At 67.4% G+C, this 17,954-nt stretch carries 18 protein-coding genes; 8 read left to right on the top strand and 10 right to left on the bottom strand.

Features of this window, described 5'->3' with window-relative positions:
- Positions 1 to 11: 11 nt before the first annotated feature.
- From coaD to AC3WLD_RS09330, 3 genes are read right to left on the bottom strand one after another with little or no spacing between them, the layout of a single operon-like run.
- A complete protein-coding gene (gene coaD, locus AC3WLD_RS09340; RefSeq protein WP_492556677.1) occupies positions 12 to 536 on the bottom strand; it encodes a pantetheine-phosphate adenylyltransferase in 525 nt (174 codons plus the stop codon).
- Positions 536 to 1,426 (bottom strand): polyprenyl synthetase family protein, encoded by an 891-nt coding sequence (locus AC3WLD_RS09335; protein ID WP_492556676.1) that lies wholly within the window; start codon positions 1,424 to 1,426, stop codon positions 536 to 538. Before AC3WLD_RS09335 ends, coaD begins: the two co-directional genes overlap by 1 nt.
- A 2-nt stretch (positions 1,427 to 1,428) precedes the next feature.
- Positions 1,429 to 1,680, bottom strand: a complete 252-nt coding sequence (locus AC3WLD_RS09330) for an exodeoxyribonuclease VII small subunit (RefSeq protein WP_492556675.1) — start codon at positions 1,678 to 1,680, stop codon at positions 1,429 to 1,431.
- Positions 1,681 to 1,744: 64 nt separating this feature from the next.
- Between AC3WLD_RS09330 and AC3WLD_RS09325 the strand changes: the two genes are divergently transcribed.
- Together AC3WLD_RS09325 and purL are read left to right on the top strand one after the other, a co-directional pair.
- A complete protein-coding gene (locus tag AC3WLD_RS09325; protein ID WP_492556674.1) occupies positions 1,745 to 2,143 on the top strand; it encodes a DUF2177 family protein in 399 nt (132 codons plus the stop codon).
- Between the two features lie 161 nt (positions 2,144 to 2,304).
- Positions 2,305 to 4,476, top strand: coding sequence for a phosphoribosylformylglycinamidine synthase subunit PurL (gene purL, locus AC3WLD_RS09320; RefSeq protein WP_492556673.1), 2,172 nt, complete (start codon positions 2,305 to 2,307; stop codon positions 4,474 to 4,476).
- Positions 4,477 to 5,480: 1,004 nt separating this feature from the next.
- Here purL and AC3WLD_RS09315 read toward each other — a convergent pair.
- On the bottom strand, positions 5,481 to 6,323 hold the full coding sequence (locus tag AC3WLD_RS09315; RefSeq protein ID WP_492556672.1) for a Coq4 family protein: 843 nt from the start codon (positions 6,321 to 6,323) through the stop codon (positions 5,481 to 5,483).
- 105 nt (positions 6,324 to 6,428) lie between these two features.
- Here AC3WLD_RS09315 and AC3WLD_RS09310 point away from each other — a divergent pair, with 105 nt between their 5' ends.
- Complete coding sequence (locus tag AC3WLD_RS09310) at positions 6,429 to 7,022, top strand: hypothetical protein (RefSeq protein WP_492556671.1); 594 nt, start codon at positions 6,429 to 6,431, stop codon at positions 7,020 to 7,022.
- Here the strand turns inward: AC3WLD_RS09310 and serB are convergent.
- The gene (gene serB / locus AC3WLD_RS09305; protein ID WP_492556670.1) at positions 7,019 to 7,903 is read right to left on the bottom strand and encodes a phosphoserine phosphatase SerB; all 885 of its coding nucleotides are present in this window, start codon (positions 7,901 to 7,903) and stop codon (positions 7,019 to 7,021) included. The two genes, AC3WLD_RS09310 and serB, sit on opposite strands and share 4 nt — an antisense overlap.
- Here serB and miaA point away from each other — a divergent pair.
- From miaA to ilvC, 4 genes are all read left to right on the top strand, one after another.
- Positions 7,896 to 8,855 carry a tRNA (adenosine(37)-N6)-dimethylallyltransferase MiaA gene (gene miaA / locus AC3WLD_RS09300; protein ID WP_492556669.1) on the top strand — a complete coding sequence of 320 codons (960 nt, stop codon included), beginning with the start codon at positions 7,896 to 7,898 and terminating at the stop codon, positions 8,853 to 8,855. The genes serB and miaA overlap by 8 nt on opposite strands.
- A gap of 172 nt (positions 8,856 to 9,027) precedes the next feature.
- Positions 9,028 to 10,773, top strand: coding sequence for a biosynthetic-type acetolactate synthase large subunit (gene ilvB, locus AC3WLD_RS09295; protein WP_492556668.1), 1,746 nt, complete (start codon positions 9,028 to 9,030; stop codon positions 10,771 to 10,773).
- Between the two features lie 2 nt (positions 10,774 to 10,775).
- Positions 10,776 to 11,291, top strand: a complete 516-nt coding sequence (gene ilvN / locus AC3WLD_RS09290; RefSeq protein ID WP_492556743.1) for an acetolactate synthase small subunit — start codon at positions 10,776 to 10,778, stop codon at positions 11,289 to 11,291.
- Between the two features lie 128 nt (positions 11,292 to 11,419).
- A complete protein-coding gene (ilvC, locus tag AC3WLD_RS09285) occupies positions 11,420 to 12,439 on the top strand; it encodes a ketol-acid reductoisomerase (protein WP_492556667.1) in 1,020 nt (339 codons plus the stop codon).
- Between the two features lie 42 nt (positions 12,440 to 12,481).
- On the opposite strand, the gene AC3WLD_RS09280 is transcribed toward ilvC, so the two are convergent.
- The 4 genes from AC3WLD_RS09280 to AC3WLD_RS09265 are packed head-to-tail and all read right to left on the bottom strand — an operon-like array spanning position 12,482 to position 14,547.
- On the bottom strand, positions 12,482 to 12,934 hold the full coding sequence (locus AC3WLD_RS09280; RefSeq protein ID WP_492556666.1) for a tRNA (cytidine(34)-2'-O)-methyltransferase: 453 nt from the start codon (positions 12,932 to 12,934) through the stop codon (positions 12,482 to 12,484).
- A 26-nt stretch (positions 12,935 to 12,960) separates the two neighbouring features.
- Positions 12,961 to 13,311: a hypothetical protein gene (locus AC3WLD_RS09275; protein ID WP_492556665.1), complete on the bottom strand. Its 351-nt coding sequence runs from the start codon at positions 13,309 to 13,311 to the stop codon at positions 12,961 to 12,963.
- Positions 13,274 to 14,104, bottom strand: coding sequence for an epoxide hydrolase family protein (locus AC3WLD_RS09270; protein ID WP_492556664.1), 831 nt, complete (start codon positions 14,102 to 14,104; stop codon positions 13,274 to 13,276). The genes AC3WLD_RS09275 and AC3WLD_RS09270 overlap by 38 nt, the downstream gene beginning before the upstream one ends.
- Positions 14,101 to 14,547: a PaaI family thioesterase gene (locus AC3WLD_RS09265; RefSeq protein ID WP_492556663.1), complete on the bottom strand. Its 447-nt coding sequence runs from the start codon at positions 14,545 to 14,547 to the stop codon at positions 14,101 to 14,103. The genes AC3WLD_RS09270 and AC3WLD_RS09265 overlap by 4 nt, the downstream gene beginning before the upstream one ends.
- A 234-nt stretch (positions 14,548 to 14,781) precedes the next feature.
- Between AC3WLD_RS09265 and leuA the strand changes: the two genes are divergently transcribed.
- Positions 14,782 to 16,452 (top strand): 2-isopropylmalate synthase, encoded by a 1,671-nt coding sequence (gene leuA / locus AC3WLD_RS09260; protein WP_492556662.1) that lies wholly within the window; start codon positions 14,782 to 14,784, stop codon positions 16,450 to 16,452.
- Here leuA and AC3WLD_RS09255 read toward each other — a convergent pair.
- Positions 16,427 to 17,818, bottom strand: coding sequence for an APC family permease (locus AC3WLD_RS09255; protein WP_492556661.1), 1,392 nt, complete (start codon positions 17,816 to 17,818; stop codon positions 16,427 to 16,429). The genes leuA and AC3WLD_RS09255 overlap by 26 nt on opposite strands.
- Positions 17,819 to 17,954 lie beyond the last annotated feature (136 nt).

Below are 17,954 nucleotides of genomic sequence, written 5' to 3'. Positions count from 1 at the left end.
CGCGGCTGCGATCAGTAATCCCCCATCCTGCCGATCTTTTCGACCCGCGCGACGACCTCGTCGCGTACGGAGGGGGTGACGAAATCATCGATCTTCCCGCCGAACAGGGCGATTTCCTTGACCAGCTTGGACGCGATCGGCTGGAGGCAGACGTCGGCCATGAGGAACACCGTCTCGATCTCGTTGTCGAGCTGCTGGTTCATCCCCGCCATCTGGTACTCGTACTCGAAGTCCGCCACGGCGCGCAGGCCGCGGACGATGACGCTCGCGTTCTGGGCGCGCGCGAATTTCATGAGGAGTGCGTTGAAGCCAACGACCTCGACATTGTCGATCCCCTGCGCGGCGACCTCGCGGCGGACCGTCTCCATCCGCTCGTCATCCGAGAACATCGGGTTCTTCGACGGGTTGGTGGTGACCCCGATGATCAGCTTGTCGACCAGCTTCGCCCCGCGCCGGATGATGTCGAGATGCCCCAGCGTGATCGGGTCGAATGTGCCGGGATAAACCCCGATGCGCTGCCCTGCCCCGTCTCCCATCAGTGATCCCTCTCCACGATATAGCGCGCCAGTTCGCGCAGCAGGTCGGCTTCCTGGCCGTAGCTGCCCAGGTGTTCCACCGCCTGTTCGACCAGCATCCGCGCCTGTTCGCGGGCGCGGTCCGGCCCGAGCAGCGAGACAAAGGTTTCCTTGCCCGCCCCGGCGTCCTTGCGCAGCGCCTTTCCGGCGGCAGTCTCGTCGCCTTCGTGGTCGAGCAGGTCGTCGGCGATCTGGAAGGCGAGGCCGATGTCGCGGGCATAGCCGCGCAAGTGGGTGCGCCCCTCTGCGGGCAAGTGGCCGATGATCGCGCCCATCTCCACCGCCGCGGCGAGCAGCGCGCCGGTCTTGAGCTGCTGGAGCCGGGTCACGGTCGGCAGGTCGAAGCTGGCGGTTTCGGCAGCGATGTCCATCATCTGCCCGCCGGCCATGCCGTTGGCACCGCTGGCGGTGGCGAGGGTGCGGATCAGCTCGACGCGGACGAACGGATCGCCGCTGGTGTCTGGATCGGACAGGATCTCGAACGCAAAGGCGTGGAGCGCATCGCCGGTCAGCACCGCGGTCGCGTCGTCATAGGCCTTGTGGACGGTCGGCTTGCCGTGGCGAAGATCGTCGTCGTCCATGCACGGCAGGTCGTCGTGGACCAGCGAATAGGCGTGGATCGCCTCGATCGCGGTGGCGGCGCGGATCGCCGTCGCGCGGTCGCCGCCGTGGAGGGTGGCGGCGGCGATCAGCAGCAGCGGACGGACCCGCTTGCCCCCGCCGATCGCGGCGTAGCGCATGGCCTCGATCAGGCGGTCGCGCGCATCGCCGGCCAGCGGCAACAGCGCATCGAAGCTTGCGTCGATCTCGCCCTGGACGCGCGCGAGTTCAGCTTTGAGGAGCGGGGTCACGGTCAGGGCGCGTCCCCGTCGAACGGGCGCAGACCCGCTGCCTTGCCCTCGCGGTCGGCGACGATCGCCTCGATCCGCGCCTGCGCGGCGTCGAGCCGGGCCTGGCAGTGGGAGCGCAGCTTGTCGCCCTGTTCGTAAAGCGAGATCGATTCGTCGAGCGGCGCCTCGCCGCTTTCGAGGCGTCGCACCACGTCCTCGAGCGCCTTCAGCGCCTGTTCGAAACTCATTCCGGCGATTTCGGGATTGCTGGCCATAGCGCCGCAGCATTGACGGGGCATCGCGGGCGGGTCAAGCATGGGGTAAGCAGGGAGATCGATCATGCAGTTGATTGTGGCGTATCTGGTTGCAGCGGTTGTGTTCGGCGGGCTCGACGCGATGTGGCTGAGCTGGGCTGGTCCCAACCTCTACCGCCCCCTCATCGGCGAAATCCTCGCGCCCAGCTTCCGCCCGGTGCCGGCGGTGATCTTCTATGTCTTCTACCTTGCGGGCATGATCTGGTTCGCGGTGCGTCCGGGGCTGACCGGCGGGGTCGGCACGGCGGCGCTCAACGGCGCGCTGCTGGGGGCGCTCGCCTATGCCACTTACGACATGACCAACCAGGCGACGATGAAGGTGTGGTCGACGCAGATGACCGTGATCGATATCGCCTGGGGCGCGTTCGCCACCGCCGTGGCGGCGAGCGTGGCGACCTGGGCGGCATTGAAGGTGGGTGCATAAGTCAGGCCCACCGCTAACCCCTCCCGCAAGCGGGAGGGGAACTGGTCGTGTTTGCTCTCCCCCTCCCGCGTGCGGGAGGGGGACGGGGGGTGGGCCCGAGATGTTCATACCCGCCCCCGAATCTCTAGCCTATCGCGCCCGCGCTCGCTAAGGGCCGCCCCATGCCAGAATCCGCCAGCTCGATCACCGCAGACGTCGTCGCCGCCCACGGGCTGTCCGAGGAAGAATACCAGCGCGTTCTCCATGCGCTCGGGCGCGAGCCGAACCTCGTCGAGCTCGGCATCTTCTCGGTGATGTGGTCGGAGCACTGCTCCTACAAATCGAGCCGCATCCACCTCAAGAAGCTCCCCACCGAAGCGCCGTGGGTGATCTGCGGCCCGGGCGAGAACGCCGGCGTCATCGACATCGGCGACGGACAGGCCGCCATCTTCAAGATGGAGAGCCACAACCACCCCTCGTACATCGAGCCCTACCAGGGCGCGGCGACCGGGGTCGGCGGGATCCTGCGCGACGTGTTCACCATGGGCGCGCGCCCCGTCGCCAACATGAACGCGCTGCGCTTCGGGCGGCCCGAACATCCGAAGATGAAGGCGCTGGTCCAGGGTGTGGTCGCGGGGATCGGCGGCTACGGCAACTGCGTCGGCGTGCCGACCGTCGGCGGCGAGACCAATTTCCACAAGGCCTACGACGGCAACATCCTCGTCAACGCGATGACCGTGGGCATCGCCGATGCCGACAAGATCTTCTATTCGGCGGCGACGGGCGTCGGCAATCCGATCGTCTACGTCGGCTCCAAGACCGGGCGCGACGGCATCCACGGCGCGACGATGGCCAGCGCCGACTTCGACGAGAACTCCGACGAAAAGCGCCCGACCGTGCAGGTCGGCGACCCCTTCACCGAAAAGCTGCTGATCGAAGCCTGCCTCGAACTCATGGCGACCGACGCGATCGTCGCGATCCAGGACATGGGCGCGGCGGGGCTGACCAGCTCGTCTGTCGAGATGGCGACGAACGGCAAGGCCGGCATCGTCCTCGACATGGACAAGGTGCCCTGCCGCGAAGAGGGCATGACCCCCTACGAGATGATGCTGAGCGAGAGCCAGGAGCGGATGCTCATGGTCCTGAAGCCCGGCAAGGAAGCCATGGCCGAGGCGATCTTCCGCAAGTGGGAGCTCGACTTCGCGGTGATCGGCGAAGTGACCGACACCGGCCACATGGTGCTGACCTGGCAGGGCGAGACGGTCTGCGACATCCCGCTCGGCCCCCTGGCGGAAGACGCCCCGCTCTATGACCGCCCGGCCCTGTCGCTGGCCGACTACAAGGCCTGGGCCAACGTCGCGCCGCTTGGCGACATCCCCGAAAGCACCGACATTGCCGCCGACCTCGTCAAGCTGATGGGCTGCCCCGACCTCGCCAGCCGTCGCTGGATCTGGGAGCAGTACGACAGCCAGGTCGGCGCGGACACGCTGCAGAAGAGCGGCGGCGACGCCGCGGTGGTGCGCATCCACGGGACCGAGAAGGCGCTGGCGATCAGCACCGACTGCACCCCGCGCTATTGCTATGCCGACCCCTACGAAGGCGGCAAGCAGGCGGTCGCGGAGACCTATCGCAACATCAGCGCGGTCGGCGCAACACCGCTCGCGATCACCAACTGCCTCAACTTCGCCAACCCCCAGCGGCCCGAGATCATGGCCCAGATCGTCGAAGCCCTGCGCGGCATGGGCGACGCCTGCCGGGCGCTGGACTACCCGATCGTGTCGGGCAACGTGTCGCTCTACAACGAGAGCAAGGCGACGGGGGGCGGGAGCGCGATCCTGCCGACCCCGGCGATTGGCGGCGTCGGGCTGATGCCTGACCATACGAAGATGGCCACGATCGGGTTCAAGGCCGAGGGGGAAGCGATCTGGCTGATCGGCGAACCGGGCTCTCACCTTGGCCAGTCGCTCTGGCTGCGTGAAATCGTCGGCAGCGAAGGCGGCAACGCGCCGTCCGTCGACCTCGAGCTCGAACGCAGCCGCGCCAAGCAGGTTCGCGAACTGGTGTCCGCCGGCGTCGTTACCGCTGTTCACGACGTGAGCGACGGGGGGCTGCTCGTCGCGCTCGCGGAAATGGCGTTGGCGGGCGGATTGGGCTGCACGCTGGACACCGCGTTCCACGCGGTCGGGGCCTTCGGCGAGGATCAGGGCCGCTACATCGTGACGGCTCCGGCGGGCCGCGACATCGCGGGCGCGACCCGGATCGGCAGCGTCGGTGGCTCGAGCGTGGCAGGCGTGGAACTCGCCGCACTGCGCGAAGCCAGCGATGCGTTCTTCCGGGACTGGATGGAGGCGTAAGCCCTAGTCGCCGTTTTCCCACCCCTAGCCGCTGTTCGCGGTATGCCACCCCTAGCCCCTCCCGCTTGCGGGAGGGGAACCAGGTCGCGCCAGTCCGATAGCGAGCGCTCCATTCTCCCCCCCCCCCCCGCAGGCGGGGAGCCGCAGGCGTTCGCGAAGCGAACAGCGGGTCGGGGGGTGGGCCTGCGCGCAAATCACAACCAACCATCCGGCAGCGACCCCGGACCAGTAGCGCTGGCGCAACCATCGAATCGCGCGGCCAGCGCGGCGCCAATGTGCCGCGGGAGGGGCGGTGTCTGTACGCGTTGCGAACGGCGCAAGGGGAGCAGACGCCCGGTGCGCTCGGCCTGTGAGGACGACGGGCCGGGCGGCGCTCGCAGGCTCGCGAACGAAACGACGCCCTCGCGGCTGATCGCACCGCGCCATGATGGAGCCGTTGCTCCATCCCGTCATCCGGGGCTTGGCGCTGGGGGCCTGATCAGGGCTTGAGTTCAGCGCCCCGTTCTCACCCGCCGCCGCGCCGGCCGCGTCGCTGTTGCCAGCGAAGGAGCGAGGGCTGGGCCGGCCTAGCCCGCTCCCGATCCGATTCGTCGGGGCTAGAAGGTCAAATCCTACATGTATCCAACAACTTGCTCCGTTCTGGGGGAGTGTTGGAAAGATTGTTTCGCGCGGAGACGCAGAGGCGCGGAGAAGATAAGGGGTTCGCGCAAAGGCGCGAAGGGGAAAAAGGCGCAGGGATGGTGCGCCGGGCCGACAGGCCCCTCTATGATTCCGGCGCTACGGCAAGCGCGAGGTGTGAGCGGGAAGCCGGCTTCGCCGGTGGCGCTGCATCTCCGCGTCTCCGCGTCTCCGCGTAAACCCTCTTTTCTTTTCAGAGACTCAGCGCGAAGCGCGGGATCCCGGATCAAGGCCGGGGTGACGATCAGGAAGCGCAACGCCTTTGCGCCTTCCTTCTCCCTTCGCGCCTTTGCGCGAACCTGGATCAGGCACGACCCTCGCGCCGGTCAGGCCGCTTTCGCCAGCAGGTCGTAGGGATCGACGCCCATCGCGCGCCATGTCTTGTGGACCTCGCGGTAAGCGACCGGTTCGGCGATGTTGAGCTTGGTGCGAACGTCCTCGATCGGCATCGCCATCAGTTCCATCACCGGCATCTCGACGATGCGCGGGCAGGCCGTGCCCATCTTCTGGCCTTCGCGCACGGCGCGCAGGATCGGGGCGTTGCTCCTGACCCGCTTCCGGATCTCAAGCCCCCCGGCATAGCCGAGGAACAGGTGGGCGAGGCTCGGCTGCTGGCCATAGGTGAAGGCCAGCACGCACTGCTCGCCCAGAGCGTCGCGGCCGAAACCGGTGAGGACGTGCTGGAGGTCGTGCGTGTCGCGCAGGCGCTTGAAGTACCAATCGATCTTGTCGCGGAAGACCGGCTTGCCTTCGGCGTACTTGTCGAACTCGTCGACGAGGCCCTGGGCCGACAAGCCCTCGGCCTCCATGAAGTCGCAGTAGGCGTGGCCGAGCGAGCCCTTGGGGGTGCGCCGCAGCGCGGCGTGATCGTCGAGCAGCGGCGGCAGATAGGGTTCGGCGGCGCGGATGCGCTGGCCTTCGGCGGAGTTGATGAACGTTTCGGCCGCGGCATAGAGCCCGCGCCAGGGCAGCGCCTCGAAGATCGGGAAGACCTCCTCGGTCCGCTCCTTGTCCTTGACCAGCCGCTTGAAGTGATACCACGCCTTGCCCGGCTGCAAGCGCATTGGCGGACGCGCCGGGTCGACCATCGGCAGTTCGTCGAAGGAAGCGCCGGTCTCGACCGTTTGGGCGGGCACGGCGGTGTCGCGATCAAGGGTCATGCTGTCCATGGAGATGAGAATGACTCTTACTTACATGTCTGTCAATACGCCCATATTGGCGGAGGCCGCAATCCGGCGTAAGCTTCGCGCAAGACGGTTGGGGGAGAACCGCAGATGAATGCACGCAAGTGGCCGATGCTGCTCGGGCTGGTGGCCGGCCTGTCGGCAGTGGCCGCCGGATTTGCCGTCGGCGGCGACACGGTGACCCAGTGGCAGCTCGCCGCCCGCTGGACCGCAAGGGTCGGCTTCCCGATCCTGATCCTCACCTACCTCGCCTCCTCGCTCGCCTCCTTGTGGCCGAGCGACATGAGCCGCGCGCTGCTGCGTGACCGGCGCTGGTGGGGCCTGGGCTTCGCGGCGAGCCATACTGTCCACCTGGTCGCGCTGGTGGTATTCCTGCGCCTGTCCGGGGGAACGCGTCCGCTGCCAGTGCTGCTCGGCGGCGGCGGGGCCTATGTCCTGCTCTACCTGATGGCGTTCACCTCGAGCGGTGCCGCGCAGCGCGCGCTTGGCGCGAACTGGAAGCGGCTGCACACGGTGGGCATCCACTGGCTGTGGTTCATCTTCGCGTTCTCGTATTTCGGGCGGATGCTGAAGCCGGAGACGATGCTCGAAGGCTCGATCGGGTTCACGATCGCGATGGGTGCGCTCGCCCTGCGGATGCTGGCGGTGCGCAAGCGCCGGGCGCGGCGGATGGGGTTTGCCTAACCTATCACCCATTCCGTTTCCGGCACCCCCAGCAGGCGCAACACGCTGGTGAGGTCGCCGCGGTCGATCCAGCCGTTGGCGGCGGCGCGGGCCTTGGGCTTGGCCTTGTAGGCGACGCCGTAGCTTGCGGCTTCGAGCATCGGAATGTCGTTGGCACCGTCGCCCATGGCGAGCGTTGTCGCGCCCTCGCCCAGCCGGGCGGTCTCTTCCAGCAGCACCGCCTTCTTGACCCCGCTGTCGACGATCCCGCCGACGAGCCCGCCGGTCAGCTTGCCGCCGTGGGTGCCAAGCCGGTTGCCGATCACCCGCTCGAACCCGATCAGCTCGGCGACCGGATCGGCGAAGGAATGGAAGCCGCCGGTCACCAGCACGGTCCAGCACCCCTTGGCCTTGAGCGTCGAGACCAGCGTCCGCGCGCCCGCCATCGGTTCGATCCGCTCGGCCAGGCAGGTGGCGATCGCAGTTTCCTCGAGGTCCTTGAGCAGCCCCACGCGCTCGCGCAGGGCGCTCTCGAAGTCGAGCTCGCCCTGCATCGCCCGCTCGGTGATTGCGGCGATCTGCGGCTTGAGCCCGGCGAAGTCGGCCAGTTCGTCGATGCACTCTTGCCCGATCATGGTCGAATCCATGTCCGACACCAGCAGGCGCGGCAGTTCGAACGGGCGGTCGGAGAGGATGCCGTCGCTGTCGGGGAAGCACTGGTCGAGCACCGCGCGCACCTCGCCCGCATCGCCGTGGCTCATCGCGATCTCGACGATCTCGGTGCCCGAGGCGAGGATCTGCGCCCCGGCCACGCCCACTTCCCGGTCGCGCAGCATCTCCACCGCCAGCGAGAGATTGCCTGCAAGGTCGGAAGAGTCTGCTATGAGCCGCGCGATGAGCACCGGGAATTCCTTGTCCGAAACGGCCACCCTGCCGCCGCTGGCGCTCATTGCAGGGCCGACCGCGAGCGGCAAGAGCGATCTGGCGGTGCGGCTGGCCCTCCTGGCCGAAGCGCGCGGGCAGCCGGCGGTAGTGATCAACGCCGACAGCGCGCAGGTCTATCGCGATCTGCGCATTCTCAGCGCCCGTCCCGACATGGCCGAGATGCAGGGCGTGCCCCACGTCCTGTTCGGCACCTGGGACGGTGCGGACGGATGCTCGGCGGCAGACTGGGCAGCGGCGGCGCGGCACGAGATTGCGCTGGCCCATCAGGCCGGCCGGCTGCCGATCCTCGTCGGCGGCACCGGCCTTTATATTCGTACGCTCCTCGACGGCATCGCCCCGGTCCCGCCGATCGATCCGGCGGTGCGCGAGGCGGTGCGGGCGCTGCCCGTGGCCGAGGCCCATGCGGCGCTGGCCCGCGAAGACCCCGAGCGTGCCGCCTTGCTCAACCCGGGCGATACCACCCGCGTTGCCCGCGCGCTCGAGGTGGTGCGGTCCACCGGCCGCCCCCTTGCCCACTGGCAGGGCAAGAAAATTGGCGGGATCGGCGACGCGGTTTCGCTTCGGACGCTGGTGCTGCTGCCTGACCGAGCCTGGCTCTACGAGCGCTGCGACCGCCGCTTTGCCTTGATGATGGAGCGCGGCGCGATCGAGGAGGTGCGCAGCCTGCTCGCCCGCGATCTCGATCCGGCCCTGCCCGTCATGCGCGCCATCGGCGTGCCGGAGACCGCGGCCTTCCTGCGCGGCGAAACCTCGTTCCATTCGGCGATCGAGGCTGGCCAGCAGGCCACCCGCCAGTACGCCAAGCGGCAATTTACCTGGCTGCGCAACCAGTTACCTGCGGAGTGGGCGCGCTGGCCTTCCGAAAATTCCATTCCTGGCGACATGATCGTACGAATATTTCAAATTTAGCGGTTGACCGGGCATAATCTGTCCCTTAGAGCGCCGCCAACCGTCGGGGTTTCCCCGATGCCCGGAAGGGAGAGATGGCCCGGCGCGCGGCAACACGCGCCGGGCCAATAATTTTCGTGAGACGCGCGCTGCGACCCGCTATGGCCCGCGCCGCAAGTGAAGGATGAGTGACGTGACAAGCGAGCGCAGTGGCGCCGAGATCCTGGTCGAAAGCCTGGTTACCAAGGGCGTCGAATTCGTGTTCGGCTATCCCGGCGGCGCGGTCCTGCCGATCTATGACGCGCTGTTCGGCGACGAGCGCATCCGCCACATCCTTGTCCGTCACGAAGCGGGTGCCGCCCATGCCGCCGAAGGTTATGCCCGCTCGACCGGCAAGCCCGGCGTCGTCCTCGTCACCTCCGGCCCCGGCGCGACCAACGCGGTCACCGGGATCGCCGACGCGTTCATGGATTCGATCCCGCTCGTCGTCATCACCGGACAGGTCGCCACCGGCCTGATCGGTTCGGACGCGTTCCAGGAAGCCGACACCATCGGCATCACCCGCCACTGCACCAAGCACAATTACCTGGTGAAGGATCCGGCGGACCTTGCCGCGACCATTGACGAGGCGTTCCGCATCGCCACCGAGGGCCGTCCCGGCCCGGTCGTGATCGACATTCCCAAGGACGTGCAGGTCGCCAGCGCGGCGTGGGACGGCCGCGCCCCGCAGCGCCCCAGCCGCTATTCGCCGCAAACCGAAGCCCCCCGCGCAGAGATCGCGCGCGCCATCGAGATGATCGCCGGGGCGAAGGCCCCCGTGCTCTACACCGGCGGCGGCGTCATCAATTCGGGCCCCGAGGCGACCCGCCTGCTGCGCGAATTCCAGTCGCTGACCGGCGCCCCCGTCACCTCGACCCTGATGGGCCTCGGCGCATTCCCGGCGGACCACCCGGCGTGGCTCGGCATGCTCGGCATGCACGGCACCTACGAAGCCAACTGGGCGATGAACAAGGCCGACCTGATCGTCTGCATCGGCGCCCGCTTCGACGATCGGGTGACCGGCCGGCTCGATGCCTTCGCGCCGAACAGCGAGAAGATCCACATCGACATCGACCGGGCCTCGATCAACAAGACCGTTGCTGTCGACCTGCCGATCATCGGCGATTGCGGGACCGTGCTCGGCCAGTTGATCGCCGCGTGGAAGGCTGGTGGCCACGCCAAGCCCGACCTCGCCGAATGGTACGCCCGGATCGACGGCTGGCGGGCGAAGGACAGCCTCGCCTATCCGCGCCGCAAGGACATCATGCCCCAGCTCGCGGTCGAGCGGCTCTATGCGCTGACCAAGGCGAAGGACCCGATCATCGCGACCGAGGTCGGCCAGCACCAGATGTGGGCGGCGCAGTACTTTCACTTCATGGGCCCGAACAAGTGGCTGACCAGCGGCGGGCTCGGCACGATGGGCTATGGCCTGCCGGCCGCGATCGGCGCGCAGCTCGGCAACCCGGACAGCCTGGTCATCGACATCGCCGGCGACGCCTCGATCCAGATGAACATCCAGGAGATGGGCACCGCGAGCCAGTACCGCCTGCCGGTCAAGGTCTTCATCCTCAACAACGAATGGATGGGGATGGTCCGCCAGTGGCAGGAGCTGACTTACGAGAGCCGCTATTCGAACTCGTATTCCGACAGCCTGCCCGACTTCGTCAAGCTGGCCGAGGCTTACGGGTGGAAGGGCATCCGCATCGAGAGCGAGGACCAGCTCGACGCCGGCATCCAGGCGATGATCGACCATGACGGGCCGGTCATCGTCGACTGCCTCGTGTCGAAGGAGGCCAACTGCTTCCCGATGATCCCGTCGGGCGCGGCGCATACCGACATGATCCTCTACGGCGACACCGTCGCAGGAACCCTCGACGACGAAGCCAAGGCGCTGGTGTGATGATGAAGATCAAGAAAGCGGCCGAAGAGCGCCACGTCCTGACCGTGACGGTCGACAACGAAGCCGGCATCCTCGCCAAGATCGCCGGGCTGTTCACCGCGCGCGGCTACAACATCGACAGTCTGACCGTGGCCGACATTACCGAGAACCATGCGGTCAGCCGGATCACCATCGTCACCCACGGCCCGCCGCCGGTAATCGACCAGATCCGCGCCCAGCTCGAACGACTGGTGCCGGTCCACAAGGTCACCGACCTCACCGAGATAGGCCCGTTCGTGGAGCGCGAGCTGGCGCTGATCAAGGTCGCCGGCAAGGGCGAGAACCGGGTCGAGGCGCTGCGTCTCGCCGACGTGTTCCGCGCCAAGGTGGTCGATACCACGACCGAAAGCTTCGTCTTCGAACTCACCGGCGCGCCGGACAAGATCGACAGCTTCGTCACGCTGATGCGCGAGCTGGGGTTGGTCGAGGTCGGCCGCACCGGGGTTGTGGGCATGATCCGCGGGGCTGCCGCGGCCTAGGAATTTTTCGTATCCACCACCCGTCATCCCCGCGAACGCGGGGATCCATCTCCAACGGGTGCCGCTGGACGACATGGCCGGAGATGGATTCCCGCTTGCGCGGGAATGACGAAACTGAGGGAAATCCAATGAAGGTTTATTACGACGCCGATTGCGATCTCAACCTGATCACCGGCAAGAAGATCGCCATCCTCGGCTATGGCTCGCAGGGCCATGCCCATGCCCAGAACCTGCGCGACAGCGGGGTCAAGGACGTCGCCATCGCGCTGCGCGAGGGTTCGGCCACGGCAAAGAAGGCCGAAGGTGCCGGCTTCAAGGTGCTGTCGAACAAGGACGCCGCGGCCTGGGCCGACGTGCTGATGATCCTTGCGCCCGACGAGCACCAGGCGGCGATCTATGCCGAGGACATCCACGCCAACATGAAGCCCGGCGCGGCACTGGCCTTTGCCCACGGCCTCAACATCCACTTCGGCCTGATCGAGCCGCGCGCCGACATCGACGTGATCATGATCGCGCCGAAGGGCCCCGGCCACACCGTGCGCAGCGAATACCAGCGCGGCGGCGGCGTGCCCTGCCTGATCGCGGTGCACCAGGATTCGACCGGCAACGCCCATGACGTCGCCCTCGCCTATGCCTCGGGTGTCGGCGGTGGCCGCAGCGGCATCATCGAGACCAACTTCCGCGAGGAATGCGAGACCGACCTGTTCGGCGAGCAGGCCGTGCTCTGCGGCGGCACCACCGCGCTGGTCCAGGCCGGATTCGAGACGCTGGTCGAAGCCGGCTACGCGCCGGAAATGGCCTATTTCGAATGCCTCCACGAACTCAAGCTGATCGTCGACCTGATGTATGAAGGCGGCATCGCCAACATGCGCTACTCGATCTCGAACACCGCCGAATACGGCGACATCAAGACCGGCCCGCGGATCATCACCGAAGAGACCAAGAAGGAAATGAAGCGCGTCCTCGCCGACATTCAGTCGGGCCGCTTCGTCAAGGATTTCGTGCTCGACAACCGCGCCGGCCAGCCGGAGCTGAAGGCTTCGCGCATCGCCGCGAAGCGCCACCAGATCGAGGAAACCGGCTCGAAGCTGCGCGCGATGATGCCGTGGATCGGCGCCAACGCGCTGGTCGACAAGTCGAAGAACTGAGGAATCACACGTCGTCCCGGACTCGATCCGGGACGACGTTTCCTATCCAGGCAAGGCGCCAGTCTGGCGCAGGGCCTCGCCCATCACCAGCGCCGCCGACGAGGCGAGGTTCATCGATCGGACCTGCGGGCGCATCGGGATCCGCAGCCGCGCATCGCTGGCCGCCGCGACCTCTGCCGGAACCCCGGCGCTCTCCTTGCCGAACAGCAGCACGTCGTCCGCAGCGAACGCGAAGTCGTAGGGCGACTGCGTGGCCTTCGTCGTGAACAGCACCAGCCGCGCGCTGCCCACCGTCTCGCGGAAGGCGTCCCAGCCGGGGTGCCGCACCACCTCCACGTGGTCGATGTAGTCCATCGCCGTGCGCCGCACGCGCTTGTCGTCCCACGCGAAGCCCATCGGCTCGATCAGGTCGACCGCCACTCCCAGGCACGCGCCAAGGCGCATTACCGCGCCGACGTTTCCGGCAATCTCTGGCTCATAAAGGGCGACGCGCATGGCGTCCGCTTGGCGAGGGCTGCGCCCTAGCGCAAGCCCCCCCGCATCAGCGCGAAGCAGGCGCGCACCTCCTGAACGAACAGGTCGGGCTGCTCCCATGCCGCGAAGTGCCCGCCGGCCGGCAGTTCGTTCCAGTAGACAAGCTGCTTCATGTGGCCGAGCCAGGCCTTCGGCGTCGGGAAGATCTCCTTGGGAAACAGGCTCGCACCCGAAGGAATGGCGATCTCGGTCGGTACGAAGCTGCCGAAGCTCTCCCAGTACAGCCGGGCCGAGGACGCGCCGCTGGCGGTCAGCCAGTACAGCATGACGTTGTCGAGGATCTGGTCGCGGCTGAGCGCGTCATAGGGGCTGCCCTGGTTGTCGGTCCACGCCCACATCTTCTCGAAGATCCACGCCAGCAGCCCGACCGGCGAGTCGACAAGGGCGTAGCCGATGGTCTGCGGCCTGGTCTTCTGCTGGGTCGAATAGCCCGAGTCCCAGTCCTGGTAATGTTTCATCGCCGTGAGCGCCCTGAGCGCCGCGGCATCGGGATTGGTCATCGCCTCGGGCGGCGGAGCGCCGATCGCCATGTTGACGTGGATGCCGGCGCACCCGGCGACCTGCTGCGCCGATCTGGGTGGTGACCGCCGATCCCCAGTCGCCGCCTTGCGCAAACCACCGGTCATAGCCGAGCCGCGCCATCAGCACGCCCCAGGCGCGGGCAATGCGTTCGATCCCCCAGCCGCTGCGCTCGGGCTTGCCGGAAAAGCCGAAGCCGGGGAGCGCGGGGACGACGACGTGGAAGGCTTCTTCCGCCCTCCCCCCGTGTGCGACCGGATCAACCAGCAGGGGGATCGCGTCGAGGAACTCGATCACCGAGCCGGGCCAGCCGTGGGTCAGCACCAGCGGCGCGGCTCCGGCATGGGGCGAGCGCAGGTGGATGAAGTGGAATTCCAGCCCGTCGATCACGGTCTTGAACTGGGGCAGCGCGTTGAGCCGCGCCTCGCAGCGCCGCCAGTCGTAACCATCCCGCCAATACTCCGCGAGCGCACGGACTTCGGCGAGCGGCGCGCCTTGAGTCCAGTCGTCGACGGCCTCCTTCTCGGGCCAGCGGGTGAGGTCGAGGCGCTGGGTGAGGTCGTCGAGCGCCGACTGCGGCACGGCGATGGTGAACGGGGTGACGTCGCTCATTTCGAATCCTCCCTTGCGGCCTTGCTCGCCGCCTCGATCCGCGCGCGGTCGGCCAGCATCATCGTGGTGCTCGCCTTGGCCAGCACCTTCCCGTCGGCGTCTTTCAGATGCCCTTCGTAGAAACAGGTCTTTCGCCCGTCGCGCTCGGCCCAGCCTTCGGCGATGACCAGCCCGGGCCGGACGGGGGCGAAGAAGCTGACCTTGAGCTCCAGCGTCATCGGGGTGACGCCCTGCCCGTGCCTGGCAATCGCCGCGTGGGCCATCGCCGCGTCGATCCAACCGGTTACGAAACCGCCCTGCACCACCCCGCCGGAATGGCACATGTCCGGCCGCGCTTCGTACTCCAGCGTCGAGCGGCCCTCGGAATCCATCGCGACGATCCGCACAAGTCCCATCGTGCGATACAGGCCATTGTTCGCTGCATCACGCTCCGCGTCTTCCACCCTCGCCGGTCCTTTGCTGAATATACTTGTTGGTACGACCATGGCGCGCAATCCGGGCCTTTACAAGCGGGGCGCTTGCCGACATAGCCCCGGCATGACCACTCGTCTGGACCTTACCCTGCGACTTACCCGCCCTTGGGCGTGAGCTGACGCGTCGGTCCACCGGCGCGCGCGGCGCCCAGGGGACAGAAACCGACCCACAGACGCAGCATTCCAGTATCGAGTCTCGCCGCCATGACCATGCTCAAGAACCCCTCGGCCAAGTACCGTCCGTTCCCGCAGATCGACCTGCCCAATCGGACCTGGCCCTCGCAGACCATCACCCGCGCCCCGCGCTGGCTGTCCACCGACCTTCGCGATGGCAACCAGTCGCTGATCGACCCGATGGACGGGGAGAAGAAGAACCGCTTCTTCGACCTGCTGCTCAAGGTCGGGCTGAAGGAGATCGAGGTCGGCTTCCCCAGCTCGGGCGCGACCGATTTCGACTTCATCCGCGCGCTGGTCGACAGCGGCCGCATCCCGGACGACGTGTTCCCGCAGGTCCTGACCCAGTCGCGCGACGACCTCATCAAGACGACCTTCGAAAGCCTCGCCGGCGCGAAGCAGGCGATCGTCCACGTCTATAATGCGGTCAGCCCGCTGTGGCGGCAGGTCGTGTTCGGGATGGACCGCGCCGAGGTCCGCGAGATCGCCCGCAACGGCGCGGTCCAGCTGCGCGACCAGGCGGCCCGCTTCCCCCAGACCGACTGGCACTTCGAATACAGCCCGGAGACCTTCTCGACCGCCGAACTCGATTTCAGCATCGAATGCTGCGAGGCGGTGATGGAGATCCTCCAGCCGACCGTCGACCACCCGATCATCCTCAACCTGCCGGCGACGGTCGAGGCGGCGACACCCAACATCTACGCCGACCAGATCGAGTACTTCTGCCGCAACCTGCCGAACCGCGACCGCGCGGTGATCAGCCTGCACACCCACAACGACCGCGGCACCGGCGTCGCTGCGGCGGAACTGGGGCTGATGGCCGGCGCGGACCGCGTCGAAGGCTGCCTGTTCGGCAACGGCGAGCGCACCGGCAACTGCTGCCTGGTGACCGTCGCGCTCAACATGTACACGCAGGGCGTCGATCCGGAGCTCGATTTCTCGGATATCGACGAGGTCATCCAGACCGTCGAATACTGCAACCAGCTGCCGGTCCCGGCGCGCCATCCCTATGGCGGCGAGCTGGTCTTCACGGCGTTTTCGGGCAGCCACCAGGACGCGATCAAGAAGGGCTTCGCCGCGCAGGAAAAGCGCAACGACGACTTCTGGGGCGTGCCCTACCTGCCGATCGACCCCGCCGATCTCGGGCGCAGCTACGAAGCGGTGATCCGGGTCAACTCGCAGTCAGGCAAGGGCGGGTTCGCCTGGGTGCTCGAACAGGACCAGGGCCTCAAGCTGCCCAAGCGGATGCAGGCGCACTTCTCCCGCTATGTCCAGGAGCTGGCCGATGAAGTGGGCCGCGAACTGCAGGCGGCGGACATCTGGAGCGTGTTCCGCAAGGCCTACCGCCTCGACGCGCCGCAGCATCTCCAGCTGGTCGATTACGAGGAAGCCCGCGCCGCCGACGGGACCCGGGTGTTCGCCGGCAAGATCGCGGTCGACGGAAACGTCCGCAGCGTTTCGGGCAAGGGCAACGGCCTGATCAGCTCGGTCGTCGCCACGCTCAAGGACGGATTCGGGATCGAGATCGACGTGCGCGACTATTCCGAACACGCCATGGGCGGCGGCAGCGACGCGCGCGCCGCAGCCTATGTCGAGTGCATCCTCCCCGATGGCCGCACGATCTGGGGCGTCGGGATCGACGAGGACGTCGCCACCGCCAGCGTCCGCGCCGTGCTCAGCGCGGCGAACGCCGCAGGCTGAGCGAGGCCGCCAGCACCAGCAGCCCCAGCACCTGCCACCCGGCGGCGCGCAGCATCGCCGCCGGGCCCATGCTTACCAGCAGCGCCAGGCATGACAGCACCCCGAGCGGCGCGACCAGCCACCACAGCGGCGCCTTGAACGGGCGCTCGCGGGTCGGCTGGACCAGGCGCAGGCGAATCGTGCCCGCGCAGACGACCGCGAAGGCGATCAGCGTGCCGGTCGAGATCAGCTCACCCAGCAGTGCGATCGGGGCGAAGGCGGAGAGCAGCGTGGTCACGATTCCCGCGACCACCACCCCGCGTGCGGGGACGGCGCGCGGCGACAGCGTGCCGAGCGACCGGGAGAGGAAGCCGTCGTGCGACATCCGCCAGAACAGGCGAGACATGGCGAACACGCAGGGCCACAGTCCGGCCCACAGCCCGATCGAGACGGCGATCCCGACATAGGTCTTGAGCCAGGCTATGCCGCTCCCCCCTGCGGCAAGCGCGGTCACGATCGGGGCGTCGGTTCCCAAGGTGCGATAATCGGCAAGGCCGGTCATCGCCAGCGCGACCAGGATGTAGAGAACGGTCGAAATCGCCAGCGTCGCCAGCAGCGCCAGAGGCACCGCGCGCTGGGCATTGCGCGTTTCCTGCGCGGCCGTAGTCAGGCCGTCGAAGCCGAGATAGGCAAAGAACACCATCGCCGCCCCTGCCGCGATCCCTGGAAGGCCGAACGCAGTGCTTCCATCGGCACGGACTTCGGTCGGCGGAATGAACGGGCTCCAGTTCGCGGCGTTGGCGAGCGCCAATCCCGCGATGATGAACAGGAGGACCGCGCTCAGCTTCACGAAGACCGTGAACGTGTTGAAACGGACGGACTCGCGGAGGCCGAACAGGTGCGAGGCGGTGATGGCGATCATGATCAGCACCGCCGGCAGGTTGATCACCGCACCGGTTTCGGTGAAGCGCGAGCCGTCGAAGCCGAACGGACTTCGCGCGATCGCTTCTGGCAGGACGATCCCGAAGTCGCCGATGACCGACTGGACATAGCCCGACCAGCTGATGGCGATGGCTCCGGCAGCAAAGGTGTACTCGCCGATGATCGCCCAGCCGACCAGCCAGGCCATCCGCCGGCCAAACGCGCTCTCTGCGAAATTGTAGGCGCCGCCCGAAAGCGGAACCTGCCCGGCCATCTCGGCATAGCAGAGCGCGGCGAACAGACAGACGACCCCCGCCAACACGAAGCTCAGCGTGATCGCCGGGCCCGCGTGCAGCGCTGCCGCTTGCCCGGTAATGACGAAAATACCCGCGCCAATGACTGTGCCGACGCCGGTCAGCGTCAACGACAGCGCACCGAATTCGCGCGAAAGCCCACCTTCGCTCATCGGAAAAATCCCCCCGGCAAGCGACCCGGCGACAGGGCTAGCACACCGCGAGGTTACGGCAAGCACGCAAAATCCTACCAAGCGGTACTTGCGCATCGCGGCGCACGGCATAAGCTGCCTCGCGAGCCCGCCAAGA

The sequence above is a fragment of the Novosphingobium sp. FW305-C-111 genome (assembly GCF_058783565.1).
The sequence above is the reverse complement of the archived record's forward strand: the minus strand, read 5'-3'. Positions and strand labels throughout refer to the sequence as shown.

Excerpts from the sequence above, each read along its gene's own strand:
- coaD (WP_492556677.1), bottom strand. The coding sequence starts at position 536 with ATGGGAGACGGGGCAGGGCAGCGCATCGGGGTTTATCCCGGCACATTC.
- AC3WLD_RS09330 (WP_492556675.1), bottom strand. The coding sequence starts at position 1,680 with ATGGCCAGCAATCCCGAAATCGCCGGAATGAGTTTCGAACAGGCGCTG.
- AC3WLD_RS09325 (WP_492556674.1), top strand. The coding sequence starts at position 1,745 with ATGCAGTTGATTGTGGCGTATCTGGTTGCAGCGGTTGTGTTCGGCGGG.
- purL (WP_492556673.1), top strand. The coding sequence starts at position 2,305 with ATGCCAGAATCCGCCAGCTCGATCACCGCAGACGTCGTCGCCGCCCAC.
- AC3WLD_RS09315 (WP_492556672.1), bottom strand. The coding sequence starts at position 6,323 with ATGGACAGCATGACCCTTGATCGCGACACCGCCGTGCCCGCCCAAACG.
- AC3WLD_RS09310 (WP_492556671.1), top strand. The coding sequence starts at position 6,429 with ATGAATGCACGCAAGTGGCCGATGCTGCTCGGGCTGGTGGCCGGCCTG.
- miaA (WP_492556669.1), top strand. The coding sequence starts at position 7,896 with ATGAGCACCGGGAATTCCTTGTCCGAAACGGCCACCCTGCCGCCGCTG.
- ilvN (WP_492556743.1), top strand. The coding sequence starts at position 10,776 with ATGAAGATCAAGAAAGCGGCCGAAGAGCGCCACGTCCTGACCGTGACG.
- ilvC (WP_492556667.1), top strand. The coding sequence starts at position 11,420 with ATGAAGGTTTATTACGACGCCGATTGCGATCTCAACCTGATCACCGGC.
- AC3WLD_RS09280 (WP_492556666.1), bottom strand. The coding sequence starts at position 12,934 with ATGCGCGTCGCCCTTTATGAGCCAGAGATTGCCGGAAACGTCGGCGCG.
- AC3WLD_RS09275 (WP_492556665.1), bottom strand. The coding sequence starts at position 13,311 with ATGTGGGCGTGGACCGACAACCAGGGCAGCCCCTATGACGCGCTCAGC.
- AC3WLD_RS09270 (WP_492556664.1), bottom strand. The coding sequence starts at position 14,104 with ATGAGCGACGTCACCCCGTTCACCATCGCCGTGCCGCAGTCGGCGCTC.
- leuA (WP_492556662.1), top strand. The coding sequence starts at position 14,782 with ATGACCATGCTCAAGAACCCCTCGGCCAAGTACCGTCCGTTCCCGCAG.
- AC3WLD_RS09255 (WP_492556661.1), bottom strand. The coding sequence starts at position 17,818 with ATGAGCGAAGGTGGGCTTTCGCGCGAATTCGGTGCGCTGTCGTTGACG.